The organism is Caballeronia sp. GAFFF2 (assembly GCF_023631485.1).
GTDB lineage: Bacteria > Pseudomonadota > Gammaproteobacteria > Burkholderiales > Burkholderiaceae > Caballeronia.
The window spans coordinates 22,676-44,934 of the sequence record NZ_JALQDA010000040.1 but is presented as its reverse complement, the minus strand read 5'-3'; the positions used below and the strand labels follow the sequence as shown (position 1 = coordinate 44,934).

Genomic DNA, 22,259 nt, shown 5'->3' with positions numbered 1-22,259 from the left:
TAGTCATATACACAGTCTTATGCCTACCCGCTATTGTAAGTGGGAGACTGTGTCCGGTCTTTCACGGGGCTGTTCCACCGCCCGTCTAACGGCATTAACCATTTGCTCAATCAGAACGCCGTTTTTTTCAACTTATAGATGACATTGCGCTGGCAAAATTCCGTCACTGCATCAATAAACGAAGAGGCTCACGGGCACGGGAAGGCTTTCCCGACTCAGCGAGCACCACGACGGAGACATAGTAATGAAATACCGGACCGCGATGTGCGTCTGCGCTGCGCTTGTGTGTACCTCGTCAGCCTGGGCTCAGGACGAGGAAGAAGATGCACCGCCAGCGCAGCCTGTCGGCGGGAGCATGGTGACGCTGTACGGCCTGATCGATCAGGGCGTCGAGTTCGTCAACAACGTCGCCAACGGTAAGAACAAGACGGCGAACGGTTGGCGCACAGGTGACGGCACTGCGACCTCGTATTTCGGCATCCGGGGCAGTGAGGATTTGGGCGGCGGCATAAAGGCCATTTTTGACCTGCAGGGCGGATTCAGCCCGACGACCGGTGCATCGCGGCAGGGCGGACGGCTTTTCGGACGGCAGTCCTACGTCGGACTCGACGGCAAATACGGCCGCCTGACCTTTGGGCGTCAGTACACGATGCGCTTCTTCGCGACTTCGTTCATCAACCCGTTCGGAACGGGTGCGCAAGGCCTAACTACGCTCGACAACGGCATTGCCAACGCGCGCGCGGACAACTCCGTCAGCTACCGTTACTTCCTCGGCGACTTCGAAGGTGGCGTGAACTACAGCTTCGGCCGTGATGCCGTGGCGGGCAACAGCAACGTTGCCTCGAACTGTCCCGGTCAAACAACTCCGTCGAATGAGTGCCGCGAGTATTCCGCGATGGTCAAGTACGAAGGGCACACGTGGGGCGTTGCGTCGTCCTATGAACGCAACTACGGCGGAACGTCAGCAACATGGGGCGGGCTCACTTCGCCCAAACTCACGGACAGCCGCTTCACTCTGGGCGGTTACTTCATTATTCACAAGGCGAAGTTCGGCATCGGCTGGATCAAGCGTGACGACGAAGGCATCTCCACGCCAAAAAGCAATCTGCTTTGGGTGACAGGCACGATTCCCGTGACACCGTTTTTCCATATCGACGGCATGGTCGCGGACCTCCGATACGAGCATTCGCCCAACAAAGCGCTGATCGAAGTGCTGCGCGGCGAATATCTGCTCTCCAAGCGAACCTTGCTCTATGTGACGGGCGAGCACATCCACAATTCCGGCAACCTGGCACTCGCGGCCACCACACTCACACCCGTGCCTACGCCGACCGCGGGTGGATCACAAATCTCCATCATCGCAGGCATTCGGCATACGTTCTGACTGTCCGAACAAGAAAGAGGGGAAGCATTTGCTTCCCCTTGCATTTAGCGCACACGCTTCGCCGCTTCCCTCGCTGCCGACATATCCGCCACGGCGCCGAACGCTTGCTTGCGCTTCAGGCTTCCCGCGCTGATATCCATCTCCTGCAAATATGCGATCTCGGCTTCCGTCAGCGACAAGTCCCGCGCATACGGACGCTGCGTCTGATTGAAGGTCCAGATTGCGTTCGCGGACGCGGCGTCGAAGCGCTTCTGGGCACGCTTACGTGCATCGATGAACGCATCGTGCGAGGCGGGTGACATCAGATAGTCGTAGAGCGCGCCGTAAGCCGCCATTAGCGAAACGAGTCCATCGTGCTTGTCGCGCAGTGCGCTATCCGATGCATACGCCGTCTGAAAAACGCAATGCGGCAGGGCCTGCCAAATGTTGCCCTCGCGCAGGGCAACCGGTCCGGCATCGCCATTGAGATGGGAAATGCTTGCGCAGCAGGCATCGGCGGCGCCGTTTGCAACTGCATCGAAGCACTGATCGTTGCTTCCGTGATCGACGAAATTCATCCGCGACGCGTCGATGCCCTTCTCCTTCAACATCTGACGCGTAAGCGTGTGCAGCAGCCCGTCTTGCGGTCCGACCGCGATGGTCTTGCCTTCAAGACCCGCAAGCGTCGTTACGGAACCGGGTCGCACGAAGATCGTCAGCGCGCACTTCCTCATGCCCGCACCGACGATCTTGACCGGCGCGCCCTGTTCGATACGCGTCAGCACGAGGTTGTAGCCGGACAGCATGCAGATGTCCGCCGAACCGGCGGCGATGGCATCGAACGGGCCCGTCGGCCCTGGTACCTCGATGATGCGCGCATCGACGCCATAGGTCTTGAAGTAGCCGAGTTCGTCCATCAGTCCGTTCAGCGTCGCGTTTTCCAAACCCGGATTGCTGACGACACGGATCTCTCTCGTCGCCGCGCGCGCATTGAAGGGCGCGAATAAGGGCGCGGCGAGCGCACCCGTTGCTATGCCCGCACTGAGCGCGCCCGTTTTGCGCAGGAAAGCGCGACGCGTCCAGTCGTATGTCATCTCCATGTCTCCAGACGCCGGTCGAGCCGGCCGAAAGTTGTCGGACCGCGCGTTGGAACAAGATCCGCCGAGCGTATTCGAAAGCGGATTTTGCCTTTGCGTGCTGGTAAGGTCGATTGAGTAAAATCGTCGAGAACTTAACCATTTGCTCATGCCGGGAGAAACCCGAACGTGACGGCAGAACTCGACTGGTATCTGCAGGTCAACCTTAAGGCGCGGCATCTGCGCCTGCTGGTGACGATCGACACCTACCGCAGTCTGAGTCAGGTGGCGGAAGTCACGCACGTGACGCTGCCCGCTGTCTCAAAGTCGCTGGCCGAGCTCGAACACGGTCTTGGCGTCGCGCTGTTTACCCGCACGGGGCAGGGTCTCGTCCCCACGCCACACGGCGAATGTCTGACGCGGCACGCACGTTCGATGCTGCACGTGCTGCATCAGGCGGCCGATGAGTTGCAGGCGCTAAGCGCGGGAACCGAAGGGAAAATTGAGATTGGCGTACTGCCGGTGTCGGCGTCGATCCTGCTCACGCATGCGCTACACCTGCTCAAGCAACGCTCACCCGGCACCAATGCGAAGATCGTCGAAGGCTCGGCGGCGTCGCTTCTCCCCGAACTGTGGCAGGGTCATCTTGATCTCGTGGTCGGTCGTCTGCCACCGCCCGATGCGCAGGGCAGCTTCGACGAAAAGGAGCTGCTCGAAGAACCGGTCATGCTGGTGACAGGGCGGCAGCATCCGCTAGCGAGTCGGGAAACACTCAAATGGGCGGACCTGCTGCCCTATCCATGGATCCTTCCTCCTCTCGGGTCGATCCTGCGCGATCCGCTCGAACGCGCGTTGGAAGTGCTTGGCGTGCCGCTGATCAACAACTACATCGAAACGCTCTCGCTGCATGTCATCCGTGCGCATTTGCAAGTGTCCGACTGCATCGCCGTTATGGCCGATGCCTCCGCAATCGACACCGGTCATCCACAACCGCTTCATGCGCTTCCCTTGAGCCTGCCGCGTCTGCTACGTCCCTCCGGCGTGCTCTGGAACCGCGCGCGCCCGCTCACCCACAGCGCGCAACTCATGCTTTCCTGCCTCAAAGACGCTGCCCAGCGCCTCGAGGAAGAAGCGCGCAAGAAGCACTGAACGCCTCGCCGTCACCTTAACCATTTGCTCAACTGCGTAGCGGAATAACTCAATCCGCCCCGCCAGACCCGCTGGCACAATGGTTTCGTGCTCATTGAACGACGGGCGACGACGCGAACCGCGACCGGGGGACACGTTCCCGATCACAATAAAGACGGTTCCGCGCATCCTTACGGAGACAGTCAAAACATGAATTTAAGGACCGCGATCTGCGCGTGTGCGGCGCTCTTCAGCCTCGCCGCGACGGCATCCGCCGCGCCCGCTTCCAGTCAGTCCGTCGAGGATTTTTACCGCGGCAAGGCTTTGACGCTTGTCGTCAGCGCGGACGCAGGCACGCCCACGGACATCATCGCGCGGCAGTTCTCGCGGTTCTTCGTCAAGTATGTGCCGGGACATCCAAAAGCCATCGTGATGAACGTGGTGGGCGCGGGCGGCATGGTCGCGGCGGCATCGCTCCAGTCGCGCCAGCCGAGCGATGGCACCGTCATCGGCTTTTTGCAACGGAATAATCTCTATATTCCGCTGCTCGACCAACGGCAGAATCGCTTTGATCCGCGTCAGGTGCGCTGGTTGGGCAGTCTCAACAAGGTCGAATACTGTCTGGTCGCGATGACTCGCTCAGGCGTGACGAGCGCCAACGATCTAAGAAAGAAGATGTATATCGGCGCGACCGGATTCGCCAACGAAGACCGCACGCTGCCCGCGCTGCTGGACGAATACATCGGCGCGAAGATGAGCATCGTGCCGGGTTACACCGGACGTGGCGAAGTTTATCTGGCCATGCAGCGCGGCGAAGTGGACGGCTGGGCCTCGACCATCGACGGTCTCCAGCAGGGCGAACCGGTGCGATTGCTCAAGACCGGCAAGATGAAAGTGCTGCTGCATCTCGGCTGGAACAGTCCCGCAGGTTACGCGGATGTACCGAACCTGTCGTCCTATATCACGCAGCCGGACGTGAAGGCGCTGTTCAATCTGTTCATCCTGCCGTTTCAGGCGGGCCGTCCGATCGCTGTGCCAAAAGATGTGCCGCAAGACCGGCTCGATGCCTTGCGCGAGGCCTTTGCAAAGACCATCGCCGACCCCGACTTCATCGATGCAATGAAGCAGTCGGGTTATCCCATCGATCCGATCGACGGCAATGCAGTCGAGCAGATCGTCGCGAAGCTATACGCCACGCCCGAACCGCAACTCGCGGATGCGCGCAAGCTCATCTTCAGCGCTCACTGAGCGACGCAAAAGCACACCATCACTGAACGGTAAAGCCAAATGACGCCCGAAATCCTCGATATTCATCCACATATCATCTCGACCGATACCGTGCGGTATCCGATTGCGCCTCAGCACGGACATCGTTCGAAATGGTCGGCGACTCGTCCCGTCACGTTCGAGCAACTGATCGCCGAGATGGACGAAGCCGGCGTGTCGAAAGCCGCGATCGTGCATTCGTCGACGACCTACGGCACCAACAATGGCTATGTCGCAGACAGCGTGGCGAAGCAGCCTGACCGCTTCACGGGCGTCTATTCCTTCGACCTTCTCGCCTCCGACGCGCTAACGACATTCGACCACTGGCTCGGACGCGGCATGGGCGGCATCCGGCTATTCACCGGCGGTGCGACGCATCAGAGCGACGGAAGCTGGCTCGTGAATCCCGCGACTTTCCCGATCTGGCAGCGTTGCGCCGAAATCGGCATGACGATGGCGGTGCAGACCACGCCCGATGGCCTGTTGATGGTGGCCGAGCTCGCCGAACGATTTCCCATGGTGAAGATCGTGCTGGATCACTGCGGCCGGCCGAATCTGGAAGACGGCCCGCCTTATGCGCAGTGCGGGGGTCTGTTTGCGCTTGCGAAGTACGACAACGTGTACATGAAGATCACGCCACGCACTTTCGATCTCGCGCAGGCAGCGCCCGGTGGCGCGGCACCGTTCTTCGCAAAGCTCGTCGAAATTTTCGGCGCGGATCATCTCGCGTTCGGCTCGAACTATCCGGCATCGGCGGGGCCGTTGAAAACGCTCATCAAACAGGGCAAAGCGTGTTTCGCGAATCTCGACGACGAGGCGCGCGCATGGATCTGGGGACGAACGGCCAAGGCGCTCTATCCGATGCTCGCTGGCTGATCGATCGGGCGCGGTTCGCCTTGGACCTAAAAACAGGTGAGCCCACGACGCTCGCCAACCATCAGGATGAGACATGGAGTTCTTCAACGATGCAACGTTGATGGCGGCCGGACACGCGCTGTCGACGATCCTGCAGTTCAACCGCATCATCTTTCTGGTGTTCGGCGTGACAGTCGGGCTGGCGATCGGCTTGTTGCCGGGAATCGGCGGGCTGACGGGGTTCGCGCTACTGGTGCCGTTCACCTACACGATGGACCCGTATGCCGCGTTCGCCATGTTACTCGGCATGGCGTCGGTCATCACGACATCGGATGTGATTCCCGCCGTGCTGTTTGGCGTGCCGGGGCACGCGGCGTCCCAGGCAACCGTGCTCGACGGCCTGCCAATGACCAAGCGCGGCGAGGCATCGCGGGCATTGAGCGCGTGCTACATGTCTTCGCTGATGGGCGGACTGATCGGCGCGGTCATCCTCGCGATCTCGCTGCCGCTGGTCCGGCCGTTCGTGTTGTCCATCGGCACGCCCGAAATGCTCGCGCTCACGATTTTCGGCGTATCGATGGTCTCCGCGCTGTCGGGAAACGCGCCACTGCGTGGCGTGGTCGCGGCGTGTTTCGGCATCCTCGTCGGGATGATCGGGACCAACGTCGCGACTGGCCAGATGCGCTGGACCGGCAACATTCTCTATCTGCAGGACGGCGTTCCGCTAGTGCCGATCATCCTCGGCATTTTCGCATTGCCCGAGCTGTGCGAGTTGGCGATCCGGCGTGCGGCAATCGCCGAGAACGTGCAGTTCACGTCGCGGCAGGGCATGCGTCAGGGCGTCGTCGACAGTTTTCGCAATTGGTTCTTGGTGCTGCGTTGTGGCACCCTCGGCGCGATCCTAGGTGCTGTGCCTGGTATCACCGGCGCGGTGACGGACTGGATCGCGTATGGACATGCGTTGCAGACATCGAAGGGCGCAAAGCAGACCTTCACCAAGGGTGATGTGCGCGGCGTGATCGCACCGGAGGCTGCGAACAATGCGCGCGAAGGCGGCAGTCTTGTGCCGATGCTGTCCTTCGGCGTGCCGGGTGGCGCGGCTCAGGCCATTTTGCTTGGCGCGATGATGGTGCATGGGTTCATTCCCGGTCCCGACATGCTGACCAAGCACCTCGACTTCACCTATTCGATGGTTTGGTCCATCGCGCTCGCCAACATCTTCGGCGCGGGACTGTGTTTTCTGTTGAGCGGTCAGTTCGCCAAGGTCTCGACGTTGCGCTATACGCTGATCCTTCCGGTCATCATGCCGGTGATCTACGTTGGCGCGTTTCAGGGATCGCGCAGTTGGGGCGATTTGTTCGTGCTTTTGATCGCGGGTGCCATCGGCTGGACGATGAAGCGACTCAGATGGGCGCGTCCGCCGCTGATTCTCGGTCTCGTGCTGGGCGTGCTGATGGAGCGCTATATGTCGATCTCTTTTGTGCGCTACGGCACGGAGTGGGTGACCCGTCCCGTTGTGATCGTACTGCTGAGTCTTGCCGCGCTGGTTTTCTTTAAACCACTGTTCACAGCATTGCGCCGCGGCGGCATCGCGCAGTTCAAGCCGAGCGGCTCGATCGTTCTGAAGCGCGAAGACTTCGTGTATGCATTTTTCATTGGCATCGGACTGTATATGCTGGTGAGTTCGCAGAACTGGCTGCTCATGGCGCGGATCGGGCCGACTGTCGTGGCAAGCATTTTGGTGATCGCGGGGAGCGTGAGTCTGGCCTACAAGGTGTTTGTTATCCCGGCGCATGGCAAGGCGCATTCAGGCGGCGGCGTTCATATGGACGTATCGAGCGATCACGATGAAAAGCTCTCCCGCAAGACCGTGCTCACACGCGCGGCACGCTTCTTCGGCTGGTTCCTCGCGTTTCTGGTCTGCATGTCATTGATCGGCATGCTGCCCACCGTACCGGTGATGATCGCAGCGTACATGCGTATTGAAGGTCGCGAGCCCTGGAAACTCAGCTTGATTCTCGCTTTTGGCGTGACGGCGTTTCTCTACCTCGTGTTCGATCGGATTCTTCATATTCCCTGGCCCGACAGCCTCCTCGGACAGTGGTTGCCGGGGCTTGGAGGAAACTGAGTTTTCTACAAAAGGACAAGCACATGACGCAAGACCGGCTGGCGCGCATCGACGCTGAACAGGCCACGGATGAACAGAAGCGCGTCATCGCGCAACTGGGCGCAGGGCGCGGGCGCATTCCGACGCCGTTCAATATCTGGCTGCACAATCCGCGCCTGGCGGAGGGAATGGAGATCATCGGCACGCATGTGGATCGCTCGCCGGTGCTCAGCGAAGCGGAAACCGAAGTGGCGATTCTCGCCACGGCGGTGTTCTGGAATGCGCCGTACGTGATCGCCAATCATCACCGGCATGCGCTGAAGGCAGGCGTGCCCGAGGCGGTTGTCGCGGCGATCCTGGATAAGCGCTCTCCTGAGGCCGAACCGGGGCGTCTCGGACTCGTGTGCGATGCGGTGAGCGACCTCCTCGCGGGCGGCACGATCGACGATGCACGTTTCGTCAGATACGATGCAGAATTGGGGCGGGCGGTCATCGCGGAACTGCTCGTCACGATCGGCTACTTCACCTCGATCTCGCTCGGCATGACGCTGCACGACCTCAAACCCAAGGATTGAACGGACAGCCGGTGCGGATCAACATCGTGAAGTTGAGGGGAGGTTTGACGTGACAGGGCTGGACGGCTATTTGCAAGTGAATCTCAAGGCCAGGCATCTGCGCCTGATCGTGAGCATCGACACGTATCGCAATCTGACGCAGGTGGCGGAAGTCACCCACGTCACCATGCCGGCGGTATCGAAGTCGCTGGCGGAGCTCGAACGTGGACTCGGACTTACGCTCTTTGTACGCACGGCGCAGGGTCTAGTGCCGACTGCACACGGCGAATGCCTCATCCGCCACGCGCGTGAGATGCTGACGATCCTGCATCAGGCGCGCGACGAAATGAAAGCGCTGAGTTCGGGCACCGAGGGCAAGGTTCACATCGGCATGTTGCCCGCATCTGCCTCGGCGCTGTTACCGCAGGCGCTCAATCTGTTGAAGATCCAGTCTCCGGGGACCAATGTGCGCGTGGTCGAAGGCACGCGCGGCGCGTTGCTCCCTGAACTGTGGCAAGGACGTCTCGACCTGATCGTCGGGCGGTTGCCCGCGCCGGACACGCTCGGCAGCTTCGAGGAAAAGGCGCTGCTTGAAGAGCCCGTGACCCTGATGACGGGACGGCATCATCCGTTGGCGCGGCGTAAGAAGTTGGACTGGTCCGACCTCGTGCCTTATCCCTGGATCCTGCCGCCGCAGGGCTCGATCCTGAGGGATTCGCTAGATCGCACGCTGCGGGCGCACGATGTGCCGCTGACCAACAATTACATCGAGACCTTATCCGTTCACGTCACACGGGCGCATCTGCAGATCTCGGACTTCATTGCGGTGATGGTGGGCACGCCTGCCAATGACGCCGCGCAGCCCCTGCACGCGTTGCCCTTGACCTTGCCTCGGTTGCTGAGGCCATCGGGCGTGCTGTGGAATCGCAACCGGGGCCTCACACCCAGCGCTCAACTCATGGTCGCGTGTCTGGAAGAAGCCGCGCAGCAGTTGCAGAGCGGGACCACCTAAGAGACGACGTCGTATCGTGTCGTCGGGTTTCTAAAGTTCATTTAATTAGAATTACATAATAAAATTCCACCTAAGGATAAAGCCCCTTTACCAAACGGTTAAGGTGTGCGCCGGATTTTTCAATAGACGGTGTTGATGGTCTCGAAGATCATCTCATCAACGAAGCACGACCACGTAGCTGCTCGAATCGCCGCATCAAGACGTCACGAATGAATCGGCGGCTCGATCGATCATTCCTTCAAAGGAGACTGAATTGACCAAGAAAGTCCATCTCACGCTCGCGATCGCCGAGCATCCCCACACTTCGGCCATCCGCGACGGTTCGATCCCGATCGAAGGTGTCGACGCGGAGTTCATCACGGTTCAGCCGCAGATCGGCGCGTTCCGCCGGATGGTTCGCGATGTCGAATTCGATGTGTGCGAGCTGGCCCCGACCACCTACATCATCGCCCGCGCTTACGGTGCACCTTTCGTCGCGCTGCCGATCTTCGTGGTGCGCCGCTTTCATCATTCCGGACTGTTGGTGCGCCCGGATGCGGGCATCAAGACGCCTAAGGATCTTGAAGGCAAGAAAGTCGGCGTGCGAGCCTATTCGGTGACGACGGGTGCATGGACGCGGCAGGTTCTGATCGACGAATTCGATCTCGATCCGTCGAAGGTCACGTGGGTCGTCGACGACGAAGAACACGTCACGCAACTGCAACTGCCGCCAAACGTGGTTCACGCGCCCAAGGGCACGTCGCTGGCGGACATGATGGCGAAGGGCGAACTGGTCGCCGGTTTCCACGGTAACGCGGGTATTGGCCGCACGGGCGATCCGACCAGCGGCTGGAAGGAAGTCGAGGCCGATTATCCGGACATGTTCCCTAACGCGGACGAACTCGAAGCCGGGTATTACGCCCGCACCGGTGTGTATCCGATGCACGGCACCATCGTCGTGAAGGATTCAGTGCTTGCGGAGCATCCGTGGGTGGCGAAGTCGATTTATGAAGCCTTCGACCGCGCCAAGAAGGAGTGGCTCGCGAAGCTGAACGCGGGCGAACTGAACGACAAGAAGAACAGGAAATACATCGAACTGCAAAAGATCGTGGGGAATGATCCGCTGCCCTACGGCATCGAGGAAAACCGCAAAACGATCGAAGCACTCGAAGCAACCGCATTCAAACAGGGGCTGACGCCGCGTCGCATGTCCATGAACGAGTTGTTCGTCGATCCTCGCGTTTAAATCACACGGAAGCCAGCAACATGATCATCGATTGCCACGGCCACTTCACGACCGTTCCCGCTTCGTTCCGCGACTGGCGCGCCAAACAGATCGCCGCCGCCGACGATCCGGCCAATGCGCCGCCGTTGTCCGGTGCCCACGTCTCCGACGATGACATCCGCGAAGGCGTCGGCAACGGCCAGTTGCGACTGCAACAGGAACGCGGCGGCGACCTGACGCTGTTCTCGCCGATCGCCGGACTCATGAGCCACCACCTCGGCAACGAGCGCACCAGTCTGGAATGGGCCGAAGTGTCGAACGATCTCGTGCGCCGTGTGTGCGACCTGTATCCGGACAATTTCGTGCCGGTGTGCCAGTTGCCGCAATCGCCGCTCGCCCCGCCCAGGAACTCGGTGCCCGAGTTGCGCCGCTGCATCGAGGAAATGGGCTTCGTCGGCTGCAATCTGAATCCGGACCCGAGCGGCGGCTACTGGACCGGCAAGCCGATGACGGACCGAGAATGGTATCCGGTCTACGAGGCGCTTTGCGATCTCGATGTACCAGCGATGATCCACGTGGCAGCGTCGTGCAATCCGTGTCATCACGGCACGGGCGCGCACTATCTGAACGCGGATACTTCCGTGTTCATGCAACTGCTGCAAGGCGACGTGTTCAAAGATTTCCCCACGCTGCGCCTGATCATTCCGCACGGTGGCGGCGCGGTGCCGTATCACTGGGGACGCTATCGCGGTATGTCGCTCGAAATTGCCAAGCGCCCGCTTGAGGGTCTGCTGAATAACATCTTCTTCGATACCTGCGTCTATCACCATCCGGGCGTCGAGTTGCTGACCAAGGTCGTGCCGACCAGCAACGTGATGTTCGGTTCGGAAATGATCGGCGCCGTGCGCGGACGCGATCCGGATTCCGGTCAGTATTTCGACGATACGAAGCGCTACATCGACGCATGCGAAGCGCTCAGCGAGGCGGATCGCCACGCGATCTTCGAAGGAAATGCACGCCGCGTTTATCCGCGCCTGGACGAGCACCTCAAGGCGAAGGGACTGTAATGAAGATCATCGACATTCATCCGCACATCATCTCAGACGACGAGAAGCGTTATCCGGCCGCACCCTTGTTCGGCAAGCGCTCGGACTGGTCGCAGGAACGCCCGAATACCGTCGAAGCCCTGATCTCGGCGATGGACGAAGCGGGCGTAGCAAAAGCCGCGGTCGTGCATTCGTCGACCACCTACGGCTTCGACAACAGCTACGTGGTGGACGGCTGCAATCGGTACAAGGATCGCCTGATCGCCGTGGGTTCCGTCGACATGCTGGCCGAAGATGTGGCCACTGTCATCGAGGGATGGGCCGACAAGGGCCTCGCGGGCCTGCGCATCTTCACGGGCGGTTCGACCAAAGACTTCGACCCGAGCGAGCTGGATAACCCGAAGTCGTTCAAGGCGTGGGAGGTACTGGCCGAACTGAAGCTGCCCATGTGCATCCAGACCGGGCCGATCGGTCTGCCGCAAGTGCGCATGCTGGCTGAGAAATTTCCGGCTGTGAACATCATTCTCGATCATCTCGCGCGTCCCGATGTGCTCGACGGACCACCGTACGCCAACGCCGCCGGACTGTTCGAATTGCGCGATCTGCCGAACGTCTACATGAAGCTCACACCGCGCATTTTTGGTGATGTGAAGAAAGAGAAAGCCAGCGCGGAAACCTTCTTCCCGCGCGTGGTGGAAGCTTTCGGCGCGCAGCGGCTGGCGTGGGGTTCGAATTTCCCGACCTCGACAGGCACGCTCGGCGAGATTTTCACGACGGCTCAAAAGGGGCTTGCGTGCCTCGACGACGAAGACCGCGCATGGATCTTCGGCAAGACCGCGCAGAAGCTCTATCCGGCATTGAGCGAATAAGAGAAACATAAGCGAGAACATTATGTCAGACACCCGCTTGAACAGCATCATCCGCGCTTTCGAATTGGGCAAGCCGGCGCACGCCGCGTTTGCGAAGCTCGACAAGCAGACCGCCATCGAAATGAGCGATGCGCCTTATGACGGCATCGTCTACGAGATGGAACACAACCCCTACGATGTGTCCGCGCTCGGCGACGCGCTTCAGTACATGTTGAGCCGCAAGCAGATTGCCGAATCAGGTACGGTCGCGCCGAAGGTGACGCCGCTCGCACGCATTCCCGCAAACGGCGCGGAAATGAATCAGAGCTTCGCCAAGCAGGTGCTCGATCGCGGTGCGTATGGAGTGATCTGGCCGCACATCGCAACGGTCGAGCAAGCTTATAACGCGGTTGCATCGTGCCGTTATGCTCGGCCGAAGAACGCGCCGCTGTACGAGCCGAAGGGCGTGCGCGGCGACGGTCCCGCGAATGCCGCGCGCTATTGGGGTCTGTCGATGCAGCAATACTACGAGAAGGCCGATGTATGGCCGCTCGCGCCGCAGGGGGAATTACTGGTCGGCCTGATGTGCGAAAGCACGCAGGCGATCGAGAACCTCGACGATATGCTTTCCAATGTGCCGGGCATCGGCTTCATCTTGATCGGCGAGGGCGATCTGAGTCAAGAACTGGGCTTGCCGCGTCAGTATGAACACCCTGAAGTGCTCGCCGCGATGCACCAGATCGTCGAAACGTGCCGCAAGCACAATGTAGTCGTCGGCAACCCGCATGTGACGGCGAAGAATCATCGACGCCTACAGGAGAAAGGATATCGGTTCCTCATGTCCGCGCCCGCGCGCACGTATGGCGTGGTCGGTCTCTCACGCGAACTGGCAGGCTACTGATGAACGGCGCCGAAAGTCTCGTTTCGACGCTGGTTGAGCAGGGCGTCGACATCTGTTTCGCGAATCCGGGCACCTCCGAGATGCATTTTCTCGCCGCGCTCGGCAACAATCCACGGATGCGCAGCGTCCTTTGTTTGTTCGAAGGCGTGGCCACGGGTGCTGCTGACGGCTGGTATCGCATGAAGGACACGCCGGCCTCCACGCTCTTGCATCTGGGACCGGGTCTCGCGAACGGGCTGGCAAACATCCACAACGCGAAGCGTGCTTCGTCGGGCATGGTCAATGTCGTAGGTGAGCATTCGGTGTCGCATCTCAAGTTCGATCCGCCGCTGACGTCGGATATCGAAGGGCTTGCGCGGCCGCTTAGTCATTGGGTGCGACGCGCGGAATCTTCGGCCACCATCGCGTGGGATGCGGCTCAGGCCGTTGCCAAGGCCAGTGAGCATCCCGGGCAAATCGCCACGCTGATTCTGCCGGGTGATACGTCCTGGCAGGCAGTCGGGGCCGCGCCGCAAACGCTGCCCGTTCGTGCGGAAACGCGTAAGACACCGCGCGCAGAACGCATCGAGCACGTGGCGAAAGTGCTTCGTTCGGGCGAGCCTGCGCTGATCGTTCTGGCGAACAGGGCGACGCGCGGGGCGGCCTTGGAGAAGGCGGGCCGTGTAGCCGCAGCGACCGGTGCCACGCTCGGCTCGCAGTTCTTCACGGCGCGCATGGAGCGCGGTGCGGGACGCGTGCCGCTCGCGCGCATTCCTTATGCGGTCGCGCAGGCTAGCGCGTTCCTTAGGGAATTCAAACACATCATCACCGTCGAGACGCGTGAACCGGTGGCGTTTTTCGCCTATCCGGACAAGCCGAGTCTGTTGAAGGCGGAAGGCACGCTCGTGCATCCGCTCGTCGAGGCCGACGAGGACAGCGAACTTGCGCTCGACATGCTGTTGCAAGCCCTCGGTGCGTTGGGCACGGCGGCGGTGCTACAGCCGCGCATCGACACGACGGTTCCCACCGGCGCGCTGAACCCGACGAGCATCGCGCATGTTCTGGCGGCTGGGTTGCCGGAGCATTGCATCGTCGTGGATGAATCACTTACCACCGGGCGCGAGTCCATGAGCTTGACGATGGGCGCGCGCCCGCACGATCTCATCAACAACCTGGGTGGCTCGATCGGCTACGCCACGCCCGTTGCAACCGGCGTGGCGCTGGCCTGCCCCGAGCGCCGTGTGTTCTGCATGGTGGGTGACGGCAGCGCCATGTACACCATTCAATCGCTATGGACGCAGGCGCGCGAAGGGCTGAACGTCACGACGATCATTTTCGCCAACAACAGCTACGCGATCCTCAAGGCCGAGTACGCCAACATGGGCGCGGGTGCACTGGGCGAGCGCGCGCTGTCGATGATCGATATCGACCGTCCGCGCATCGACTGGCTCGCAATGGCCAAAAGCATGGGCGTGCCAGCGGTGGCCGTGGAGACGGCCGAAGGATTCCACAAAGCGTTGACCGATTCGGCGCGTGAGGCCGGACCGTGCCTGATCGAAGTACGGCTTTGACACCCAACTAAAGGTAATAGGAAGGAGCACACATCATGACGATGACGCAGACCGAAGCGCCGACGCTGCGGGTCAATCTCGCTGAGTATGCAGTGACGAAGGCCATGCGCGACGGGCGCGTGGAATCGGATCTGGCCACGTTCGATTTCTGCGGCCCGACGCCCGCGCATAACGGCTTCAAGGCGATGGTTCGCGAGAGCAAGTTCGACGCGGGTGAACTGGCAATCGTCACCTTCCTTCAGGCAAAGGCGTATGGCAAACCGTATGTCCTGCTGCCCGCGCCGATCTCGGGCCGCTTTCAGCATCACTGCGCGGGCTACAACATCGATTTCGGTCACCTCGATCCCAAGGATATCGAAGGGAAAAAAGTCGGTGTACGTACCTACACTCAGACCACCGCGCTATGGATTCGCGGCATCCTGCGGCACGAGTACGGCGTCGATCTCGACCGCGTCACCTGGATGACACTCGGCGACGGGCATCTCGCGGAATACAGCGATCCGGCGAACTGTCAGCGCCTTCCGGCCGGTTCGTCGATTCCGCAGATGATGCTCGACGGTGAGCTGACAGCGGCGTTGCTCGGTGAAGACATGCCGAAGGACGAGCGCGTTCGCACGCTGGTGCCGGATGCGCCCGCCGCCGCTAAGGACTGGTTCGCGCGCACAGGCGTGGTGCCGATCAACCACATGTTCGTGGTGCACGAGAAGTTGTCGAAGGAGCGTCCGGATATCGTGCGCGACTTGTACCGCATGGTGGTGGATAGCCGCGCCGTCGCTGAGAACGTGCCCGGCATCTTCCCGCCCATCGGGCTGGAGGCCAACCGCAAAGGTCTTCAACTCGCGGTCGACTGGGCGCTCGATCAGAGGATCATTCCGCGGCGCCTGTCCGTCGACGAACTCTTCGACGATGTAACCGGAAGTTTAGGTTAAAGGATCGGACGGTGCGCCTGCCGATAACGATAAACGGAGACGAGAACATGGGAATTACCCGAACGCGACAAGAGAATCGCTGGGCCGTGCTGGCGTTGCTCGCGCTCGGACTGATGATTTCCCACGTCGACCGTACTAGCATGTCCGCCGCGTTCGCGGATCATCATTTCGTGCAGGAGTTTTCGCTGACGCATGTGCAGCGCGGCTGGCTCGGCTCGGCCATGTTCTGGTCTTACGGCCTCTTGCAAATGCCAATGGGCTGGCTCGTCGACCGTTACGGCGTGAAATGGCCTTACGCAATCTGCTTTCTCATGTGGTGTCTCGCGGCGGCGGCCACCGGCGTGGTGAATACGCTCGCGGCGCTCATCATCGTGCGCTTGATGATCGGCGTCGCGGAATCGGTGGTGGTGCCCGCGACCTACCGTTATCTGGCCGATCATTTCGATGAAACGCACAAGGGCACAGCGCTAGGGCTTTATTCCATCGGCGGGAAGATGGGACCGGCGCTCGGCGCACCGCTTGCCACGTGGCTCATTTCGGTGAGTTCATGGAAGTCGATGTTCGTCGTCACGGGTCTGGCGGGCTTGCTCTGGCTCATGCCATGGCTCGCGATGGTGAAGAACGATTTTCCGTCGAACGTGGAACTGGCGGCATCGAAAAAGCGAGCCGCTTCGGTGCCGTTGAAGAACTTGCTCGCGAGTCCGGTGGTGTGGGGCGGATTGATTACCAACTTCTGCTACAGCTATTTCGCGTTCTACTGCATGACATGGATGCCCGCTTATCTCGTCGAGCAGAGAGGTTTGACGCTGACGGAATCGGGGCTTTATACGTTCGTGAGTTTCGTGGGCATCGCGGTCGTCGCGGCGCTGGCGGGCTGGGGCGCGGATCGGCTCATCGCGCGCGGGCGCGATGCCGTATTAGTGCGCAAGACGTTCATCGTGGTTGGATTCATGGGCGCAACAACCGTGCTGCTTGGCGCGTATGCAGATTCGCCGCGCACGGCGCTGTTCTGGAACGCTGCTTCGCTTTCGTTGCTGGGGCTTGTCACAGCGAACAATCTCGCCTTGGTCAAGCTCACGCTGATCCCAAAGCAAGCGGTCGGATTGAACACGGGCTTGCAGCAAGTGGCCACCAGCCTTGCTGGGGGCGTATCCGCGAGCCTGTCGGGCTGGCTGCTGCATGTCGGGCACACGTACACCCTGCCCATGCTCGCAATTTTTGCGTTTCTCCTGCTCGGGGCTACCAGCACCATCGTATTGCTGCGGCGCAAGTGGGCGCCAAAGGTCGATATCAATTCATACGGTGATCGTTCCGCGCCCGCACTCATGCGCGAGCTGCCATGACGCCTTCACGTAACTCTTCAGCGCCCGCCACGCCGACCCGCCCGGACGAAGTGACGTCTCTGCTGCGGCACGCGCCGCTCACGCGCTTTCTGGTTGCGCGCATCGGGTCCATTACCGCCCAGCAAATGCTGATGCTGGCGATCAGCTGGCATATGTACGACCTCACATCGAGCACGTGGGATCTTGGTCTCGTCGGGCTGTTCCAGTTCGTGCCAGGGCTGGCTACGACGCTCATTGCCGGACATTGCGCGGACCGGCTGCATCGCGGGCGCATGGTGGCGGCGTGTCTTGGGCTTCAAGCGATCGCAGCCGCGATGCTGTCGGCATCGACGCTTTCTCATAGCGTGACCCGTGACACGCTGCTCGCGCTTTCTCTCGCACTCGGTGCGATCAGGCCGTTTCAGATGGCCGGCCAGCAGGCGCTGTTGCCCATGCTGGTGCCGCCGAAACTGTTGTCGCGATCAATGGCCTTGAGCACGTCGGTTCAGCAGATATCGGTCATTGCCGGGCCTGCGCTTGGGGGCGCGCTGTTCGCGGTCAATGTGGTGACGGTGTATCTGAGCAGCGCGGCGCTTTTTTGCATCAGCGCGGTGATGTATGCGTTCGTGCGCTACGACTATACGCCGCCGCCACGCGAACCCGTCACCGCCGATACGATCTTCGCGGGCTTGCACTTTATCTGGCGCAATCCGCTGCTGCTTGGCGCGATCTCGCTGGACCTCTTCGCCGTTCTGTTCGGTGGCGCGACGGCGTTGCTGCCCGTGTATGCGAGGCTGATTCTGCATGTCGGGCCGCAAGGACTCGGACTGCTGCGCGCGGCGCCCGCCGTGGGCGCGTTGTGCGTGGGACTGTTGCTGGCACGCCGGGCCATCGTCAGTGGCGTCGGCAAGAAATTGCTGATTGCCGTGGCGATCTATGGCGCGGCCATCGTCGGATTCGGACTGTCGCGCTGGTTTCCGCTGTCCTTGTGCCTGCTGGCGATCTCGGGCGGCGCGGACACGATCAGCGTGATCGTGAGGCAGACGCTGATTCAACTCGAAACGCCCGATCGCATGCGCGGGCGCGTGGCGGCGGTAAATACGCTGTTCATCGGCGCGAGCAATCAGTTGGGCGAATTCGAATCCGGTGTGAGCGCGACTGCGCTGAGCGTGATCGGCTCGGTCGTCGCGGGCGGCTGCGCGACGATACTGGTCAGCATCATATGGAGCCGCATTTTCAGGCCGCTCGCCAAGCGCAATGCGCTGCATTGAACGGCATTTTCGATTTAAGCAGGGACTAGATATGAGCAAGCAGATGACATCGCTCCGGCACCTCGTGCATGACTGGCTGGGGCAGATCGACGGCATTCAGGTGAGCCGCGCAGCACGTTCGGTGAACATGCCGTGGCGCGCTGTTCGCATCGAAGTCATGCGTCGTTCAACACGCTTTGCCATTGTGTTCTTTCGTCATGGCGACGGCTCGTGGTGCGTCTATCCGCCGAACATCGTGGTACCCGCGATGCGGTTTTATCAGACGTAAGCGGGTCCGCCTGTTCCGACGCAGCGCGCCGTTCGCCGCGCGTGCGTTTGGCCCGATCCTTTACACGGATTCTTTCCACGGCACAAGCCGATCGTCGCAACGCATGCAAAGTCACGCCCGATAGGTGGTGAACATCCCAATTTACGAAGCCTGCTAGACTAAGTTTGCCGCCTTCGCGCAAGCCCGTCTCGTCGTGCGGCTACATAGTGCCGGGAGGGTGTCGCCATGAAATCGCTCGCTCACGCAGTCGTTGCGCTGGCGCTTGCAGCGCCGATTCTTTCTTTTGCGCAAGCAGGTCAGCAATCGTTGACGCGCGCACAGGTCCGCAATGAGTTGGTGCAGGCCGAAAACGCGGGTTACAGCCCGACCGCCTGGGCCTATTTTCCGTACGGAGAAGTTCAAGCGGCGGAATATCGTGTGGCCGCGCGCAGGGCGGCCGCGGACCCGACGGGTTGTGGCGCAAGCAGAAACGGAAGCACACAGTGGGGCGATATCGCTCGTTAGTGTTTTTATCGACCTAGCGATGAAATCGACCGGCATCGTGCGATGCGCGTGCGCCTTATGCCGGTCTGGTTAAGTCCGCAAATCCTCTTGCGCGATTCGAACAGTGACGATCTGCTGCTCACCGGCCTGACTGTTTCGAGCCGTCGGATGACTGGCCGTAGCCGGCGCGTGCGCTTCGTTGTTGCCGCGTCAGGATCGCTTCAGCGTGTCTCAGGCTTCCGGGGCAATCGCCGGTGCAATTGTTGGCTGGGTTGTAGCCTGCATTTTCCAGCTGCAAGAGTTCGGTGCGCACTTGCTCGCGTGTGAGCGGCTCGGCCGATTGAGCGAGAGCGCCGGTTGACGTGAGCGTGGCGATGGCAATAAGAACTGCATTGATCGATTGGTTCATGGCTAACCTGACCTGTGGGAATTAGACCGCATGCATTGCGCGGCACAGGTTGCATTTCACACTAGGGTTATCACCTAGTCTATTGAGATTCCCGGCGGTGGGCTTGAGGGTTTGGTAAAGCGCGGAGGCGAGGTAGTGCGTTCCAGTGCACGGGTTTGCTTCGTATTGTGTTTCGTGTCGGACGCCTGGAGGCCGTGTGGGCTCATTGGGCGACGGACAAGAACCAGTACGGCCGCTTCACGGCCGAAATGTTCGGTCAGATCGTGCAGATTAGAGAGGCAGTAAATTATGTTTCCGCATTCTACGTACTTGACACAGCATAAATTGACCCCAATTTAGAGCAACATTTTGGGGTTGAATAGCGGGGAGGTAGGCCGTTGTACCGTGTTGCACGATAAGTCGGGAACGAGTAGGATTAAATCCTATTGAGCGGAGGCTGGTATGAGAACGACCCAGCAAATGAGCATTACGTTACCCAACGAGATGGCCGAATTCGTGCGCGCGAAGGTGGCAAGCGGCGACTACGCATCTGACAGCGAAGTGCTGAGAGACGCACTTCGTGCGCTTCTCGAGCGTGACCGTGCCGTTGAAGCATGGTTGCGCAACGAAGTCGTTCCTGCAGCGCAAGCGCTTCGAGACGATCCGAGCCGCGCACTGTCTGTCGATCAGGTACGCGCTGAGCTGAAAAAATCTCGCACGCGTCACGAATGAATTGGCGGATCCAGTTCGCACCCGAAGCGCTCGATCAACTGCGCAGACTTGAAGCACGCATCGCAAACGCCGGCGCTCCAATGACGGCTGAACGATATGTCGATTCGATCGTCGATTTCTGCATGGCGCTCCAGACTTTTCCTGCACGTGGCGTCGAGCGCGACGATCTGCTGCCGGGACTTCGCATCACTCATTTCCGCAAACGATCGATCATCGCCTATACCTTGGAGGCGGACGTTGTTTCGATCGTTGGTGTCTTCTACGGCGGTCAAGATTATGAAGCAGCCCTGTCGCCTGATGACGACCAGTGATTCGGTATATAAGCGCGATTACCGGTCGCTATGATATCGGACGATCGTCTATTTGACATAAACCTAATTAACGCACTTTTAATTTGTAGCGGCAATATCCTAATGTCGTGTTCTAGCAAGATAGAAATGTCGTGTTTTGCTGCGGGTGCCATGCTGGGCGCTTCCGATCTGACGCCGGGAGTTCGCCATGAAGCCAACCGAACGGGTGACCTTGACCATGCGCGAACTCGACCGTCTCAAAGTCGTTCAGGCCGTAGTGGACCGGATGCTCAAACCGGGGCTCGCCGCGCAGCGTTTGCAACTGACGGTCCGTCAGGTCGAACGGCTGGTGGCCCGATACAAACAATCCGGTGCAGCCGGCGTCGGCCACACCTCGCGTGGTCGTCCGGGCAACCGGAAACTCGATGAAGCGATCGCTGGTCGTGCGCTGACGCTGATCCGGGATCGCTACGCCGATTTCGGCCCGACGCTGGCCTGCGAGAAGCTGCGTGAATGTCACGGCTTAACCTTATCCAAGGAAACCGTGCGCCACCTGATGACCGCAGCCGGCCTGTGGATTCCCCGCACGCAGCGCCCGCCCAAGATTCACCAGCCGAGGAATCGGCGCTCGTGCCTGGGCGAACTGATTCAGATCGATGGCAGCGATCACAGATGGTTCAAGGAACGCGCACCGGCGTGCACGTTACTGGTGTTTATCGACGATGCCACGAGCCGGCTGATGACCCTGCACTTCACCGCGACCGAGTCGACCTTCAGCTATTTCGAGGCGACGCGCAAATACATCGAGGTGTACGGCAAGCCGGTGGCACTCTATAGCGATAAGGCCAGCGTGTTCTCGTGCAACAGTCATTCGAGTACGCCCGGCAAGGGCGTCACCCAATACGGACGGGCCTTGTACGAGCTCAACGTGGATACGCTATGCGCCAACAGCAGTCAAGCGAAGGGGCGCGTGGAACGGGCCAATCTGACTTTGCAGGATCGGCTCGTCAAGGAATTGCGCTTGCGCAAGATTGACACCTGGGAGGCGGCGAATGCTTATGCGCCCCACTTCATCGCTGACTTCAATGGTCGTTTTGGGAAGGTGCCACGCAGTGGCTTCGATGCCCACCGCGCGCTGCGTGAGGATGAGAATCTCGATCTGATTCTGACGCATCGGGTGTCGCGTTGCGTGTCGAATAGTTTGACGTTGCAGTACGACCGGGTGATCTACATGCTGGACGACACGCCGCAGACACGCGCCCTCGCCCATCGCTATATCGAAGTGTACGAATACCCGGATGGTCGCATCGAAATTCGGGCGGACGGAGACGCATTGGCCTATCGCCAGTACGACCGGTTATCCGTGGCGGATCAGGGTGCCGAAGTGGATAACAAACGCCTGGAGCATGTGCTGGCGTTATCGCGTCAGGTGCAGATGGAGCGCGACAACCGGCGCGCCTCGGACGCACCTTCAAGAACGAATCAGGGCGAGCCGGTCAGACCGAAGATGCGGGCCAACAACACGCGCAAGCAACGCGAACTGAAGCCGGTCGACCTGAACGCGATGATGCTGAGAACCGCCGAACTGCGGGCAGCCGCGGTGGAGAAATGAGCTTTTAAAGAGAGATTTAATGACTGAAAACCCGACATTTCTAAAAAGTTACCC

22 protein-coding genes are annotated in these 22,259 nt (G+C 60.4%); 20 read left to right on the top strand and 2 right to left on the bottom strand.

Annotated features, from left to right (window positions below; translation table 11 throughout):
• Positions 1–244: 244 nt before the first annotated feature.
• Positions 245–1,384 (top strand): porin, encoded by a 1,140-nt coding sequence (locus NCT04_RS31470; RefSeq protein WP_250469768.1) that lies wholly within the window; start codon positions 245–247, stop codon positions 1,382–1,384.
• 44 nt (positions 1,385–1,428) lie between these two features.
• Here NCT04_RS31470 and NCT04_RS31465 read toward each other — a convergent pair whose 3' ends face one another.
• Complete coding sequence (locus NCT04_RS31465; RefSeq protein WP_250469767.1) at positions 1,429–2,457, bottom strand: ABC transporter substrate-binding protein; 1,029 nt, start codon at positions 2,455–2,457, stop codon at positions 1,429–1,431.
• Positions 2,458–2,628: 171 nt separating this feature from the next.
• Here NCT04_RS31465 and NCT04_RS31460 point away from each other — a divergent pair, with 171 nt between their 5' ends.
• The 16 genes from NCT04_RS31460 to NCT04_RS31385 all read left to right on the top strand — a co-directional run bounded on the left by NCT04_RS31460 (position 2,629) and on the right by NCT04_RS31385 (position 19,204).
• Positions 2,629–3,588 carry a LysR substrate-binding domain-containing protein gene (locus NCT04_RS31460; RefSeq protein ID WP_250469766.1) on the top strand — a complete coding sequence of 320 codons (960 nt, stop codon included), beginning with the start codon at positions 2,629–2,631 and terminating at the stop codon, positions 3,586–3,588.
• 189 nt (positions 3,589–3,777) lie between these two features.
• On the top strand, positions 3,778–4,815 hold the full coding sequence (locus NCT04_RS31455) for a Bug family tripartite tricarboxylate transporter substrate binding protein (protein WP_250469765.1): 1,038 nt from the start codon (positions 3,778–3,780) through the stop codon (positions 4,813–4,815).
• A 39-nt stretch (positions 4,816–4,854) separates the two neighbouring features.
• Complete coding sequence (locus tag NCT04_RS31450) at positions 4,855–5,709, top strand: amidohydrolase family protein (RefSeq protein ID WP_250469764.1); 855 nt, start codon at positions 4,855–4,857, stop codon at positions 5,707–5,709.
• A gap of 73 nt (positions 5,710–5,782) precedes the next feature.
• A complete protein-coding gene (locus NCT04_RS31445) occupies positions 5,783–7,816 on the top strand; it encodes a tripartite tricarboxylate transporter permease (RefSeq protein WP_250469763.1) in 2,034 nt (677 codons plus the stop codon).
• Positions 7,817–7,839: 23 nt separating this feature from the next.
• Entirely contained in the window at positions 7,840–8,370 is a 531-nt protein-coding gene (locus NCT04_RS31440; RefSeq protein ID WP_250469762.1) for a carboxymuconolactone decarboxylase family protein, read from the top strand.
• A 49-nt stretch (positions 8,371–8,419) separates the two neighbouring features.
• Positions 8,420–9,361: a LysR substrate-binding domain-containing protein gene (locus tag NCT04_RS31435; protein ID WP_250469761.1), complete on the top strand. Its 942-nt coding sequence runs from the start codon at positions 8,420–8,422 to the stop codon at positions 9,359–9,361.
• Between the two features lie 253 nt (positions 9,362–9,614).
• Positions 9,615–10,586 (top strand): ABC transporter substrate-binding protein, encoded by a 972-nt coding sequence (locus NCT04_RS31430; protein ID WP_250469760.1) that lies wholly within the window; start codon positions 9,615–9,617, stop codon positions 10,584–10,586.
• Between the two features lie 20 nt (positions 10,587–10,606).
• The gene (locus NCT04_RS31425) at positions 10,607–11,632 is read left to right on the top strand and encodes an amidohydrolase family protein (RefSeq protein ID WP_250469759.1); all 1,026 of its coding nucleotides are present in this window, start codon (positions 10,607–10,609) and stop codon (positions 11,630–11,632) included.
• Positions 11,632–12,480 (top strand): amidohydrolase family protein, encoded by an 849-nt coding sequence (locus NCT04_RS31420; protein WP_250469758.1) that lies wholly within the window; start codon positions 11,632–11,634, stop codon positions 12,478–12,480. The genes NCT04_RS31425 and NCT04_RS31420 overlap by 1 nt, the downstream gene beginning before the upstream one ends.
• A 22-nt stretch (positions 12,481–12,502) precedes the next feature.
• Positions 12,503–13,360 (top strand): HpcH/HpaI aldolase family protein, encoded by an 858-nt coding sequence (locus tag NCT04_RS31415; RefSeq protein WP_250469757.1) that lies wholly within the window; start codon positions 12,503–12,505, stop codon positions 13,358–13,360.
• The gene (locus tag NCT04_RS31410) at positions 13,360–14,910 is read left to right on the top strand and encodes an acetolactate synthase large subunit (RefSeq protein WP_250469756.1); all 1,551 of its coding nucleotides are present in this window, start codon (positions 13,360–13,362) and stop codon (positions 14,908–14,910) included. The genes NCT04_RS31415 and NCT04_RS31410 overlap by 1 nt, the downstream gene beginning before the upstream one ends.
• A gap of 35 nt (positions 14,911–14,945) precedes the next feature.
• On the top strand, positions 14,946–15,839 hold the full coding sequence (locus NCT04_RS31405) for a type 2 periplasmic-binding domain-containing protein (RefSeq protein WP_250469755.1): 894 nt from the start codon (positions 14,946–14,948) through the stop codon (positions 15,837–15,839).
• A 47-nt stretch (positions 15,840–15,886) separates the two neighbouring features.
• Positions 15,887–17,182, top strand: a complete 1,296-nt coding sequence (locus NCT04_RS31400; protein ID WP_250469754.1) for an MFS transporter — start codon at positions 15,887–15,889, stop codon at positions 17,180–17,182.
• Positions 17,179–18,432, top strand: a complete 1,254-nt coding sequence (locus NCT04_RS31395; RefSeq protein WP_250469753.1) for an MFS transporter — start codon at positions 17,179–17,181, stop codon at positions 18,430–18,432. Before NCT04_RS31400 ends, NCT04_RS31395 begins: the two co-directional genes overlap by 4 nt.
• 31 nt (positions 18,433–18,463) lie before the next feature.
• Positions 18,464–18,700, top strand: coding sequence for a hypothetical protein (locus NCT04_RS31390; protein ID WP_250469752.1), 237 nt, complete (start codon positions 18,464–18,466; stop codon positions 18,698–18,700).
• A 225-nt stretch (positions 18,701–18,925) separates the two neighbouring features.
• Entirely contained in the window at positions 18,926–19,204 is a 279-nt protein-coding gene (locus NCT04_RS31385) for a DUF4148 domain-containing protein (protein ID WP_250469751.1), read from the top strand.
• A gap of 118 nt (positions 19,205–19,322) precedes the next feature.
• Here the strand turns inward: NCT04_RS31385 and NCT04_RS31380 are convergent, their stop codons facing one another.
• The gene (locus NCT04_RS31380) at positions 19,323–19,592 is read right to left on the bottom strand and encodes a DUF4148 domain-containing protein (RefSeq protein ID WP_250469750.1); all 270 of its coding nucleotides are present in this window, start codon (positions 19,590–19,592) and stop codon (positions 19,323–19,325) included.
• 441 nt (positions 19,593–20,033) lie between these two features.
• On the opposite strand from NCT04_RS31380, the gene NCT04_RS31375 reads away from it, so the two are divergent.
• From NCT04_RS31375 to NCT04_RS31365, 3 genes are all read left to right on the top strand, one after another.
• A complete protein-coding gene (locus tag NCT04_RS31375) occupies positions 20,034–20,303 on the top strand; it encodes a type II toxin-antitoxin system ParD family antitoxin (RefSeq protein WP_250469749.1) in 270 nt (89 codons plus the stop codon).
• Positions 20,300–20,614 (top strand): type II toxin-antitoxin system RelE/ParE family toxin, encoded by a 315-nt coding sequence (locus NCT04_RS31370; protein WP_250469748.1) that lies wholly within the window; start codon positions 20,300–20,302, stop codon positions 20,612–20,614. Before NCT04_RS31375 ends, NCT04_RS31370 begins: the two co-directional genes overlap by 4 nt.
• 211 nt (positions 20,615–20,825) lie before the next feature.
• Positions 20,826–22,205, top strand: coding sequence for an ISNCY family transposase (locus NCT04_RS31365; RefSeq protein WP_250469769.1), 1,380 nt, complete (start codon positions 20,826–20,828; stop codon positions 22,203–22,205).
• The last annotated feature ends 54 nt before the right edge of the window (positions 22,206–22,259 follow it).

Excerpts from the sequence above, each read along its gene's own strand:
- NCT04_RS31380 (WP_250469750.1), bottom strand. The coding sequence starts at position 19,592 with ATGAACCAATCGATCAATGCAGTTCTTATTGCCATCGCCACGCTCACG.
- NCT04_RS31405 (WP_250469755.1), top strand. The coding sequence starts at position 14,946 with ATGACGATGACGCAGACCGAAGCGCCGACGCTGCGGGTCAATCTCGCT.
- NCT04_RS31445 (WP_250469763.1), top strand. The coding sequence starts at position 5,783 with ATGGAGTTCTTCAACGATGCAACGTTGATGGCGGCCGGACACGCGCTG.
- NCT04_RS31410 (WP_250469756.1), top strand. The coding sequence starts at position 13,360 with ATGAACGGCGCCGAAAGTCTCGTTTCGACGCTGGTTGAGCAGGGCGTC.
- NCT04_RS31470 (WP_250469768.1), top strand. The coding sequence starts at position 245 with ATGAAATACCGGACCGCGATGTGCGTCTGCGCTGCGCTTGTGTGTACC.
- NCT04_RS31390 (WP_250469752.1), top strand. The coding sequence starts at position 18,464 with ATGAGCAAGCAGATGACATCGCTCCGGCACCTCGTGCATGACTGGCTG.
- NCT04_RS31415 (WP_250469757.1), top strand. The coding sequence starts at position 12,503 with ATGTCAGACACCCGCTTGAACAGCATCATCCGCGCTTTCGAATTGGGC.
- NCT04_RS31440 (WP_250469762.1), top strand. The coding sequence starts at position 7,840 with ATGACGCAAGACCGGCTGGCGCGCATCGACGCTGAACAGGCCACGGAT.
- NCT04_RS31420 (WP_250469758.1), top strand. The coding sequence starts at position 11,632 with ATGAAGATCATCGACATTCATCCGCACATCATCTCAGACGACGAGAAG.
- NCT04_RS31455 (WP_250469765.1), top strand. The coding sequence starts at position 3,778 with ATGAATTTAAGGACCGCGATCTGCGCGTGTGCGGCGCTCTTCAGCCTC.
- NCT04_RS31400 (WP_250469754.1), top strand. The coding sequence starts at position 15,887 with ATGGGAATTACCCGAACGCGACAAGAGAATCGCTGGGCCGTGCTGGCG.
- NCT04_RS31375 (WP_250469749.1), top strand. The coding sequence starts at position 20,034 with ATGAGAACGACCCAGCAAATGAGCATTACGTTACCCAACGAGATGGCC.
- NCT04_RS31425 (WP_250469759.1), top strand. The coding sequence starts at position 10,607 with ATGATCATCGATTGCCACGGCCACTTCACGACCGTTCCCGCTTCGTTC.
- NCT04_RS31450 (WP_250469764.1), top strand. The coding sequence starts at position 4,855 with ATGACGCCCGAAATCCTCGATATTCATCCACATATCATCTCGACCGAT.
- NCT04_RS31395 (WP_250469753.1), top strand. The coding sequence starts at position 17,179 with ATGACGCCTTCACGTAACTCTTCAGCGCCCGCCACGCCGACCCGCCCG.
- NCT04_RS31370 (WP_250469748.1), top strand. The coding sequence starts at position 20,300 with ATGAATTGGCGGATCCAGTTCGCACCCGAAGCGCTCGATCAACTGCGC.
- NCT04_RS31385 (WP_250469751.1), top strand. The coding sequence starts at position 18,926 with ATGAAATCGCTCGCTCACGCAGTCGTTGCGCTGGCGCTTGCAGCGCCG.
- NCT04_RS31465 (WP_250469767.1), bottom strand. The coding sequence starts at position 2,457 with ATGACATACGACTGGACGCGTCGCGCTTTCCTGCGCAAAACGGGCGCG.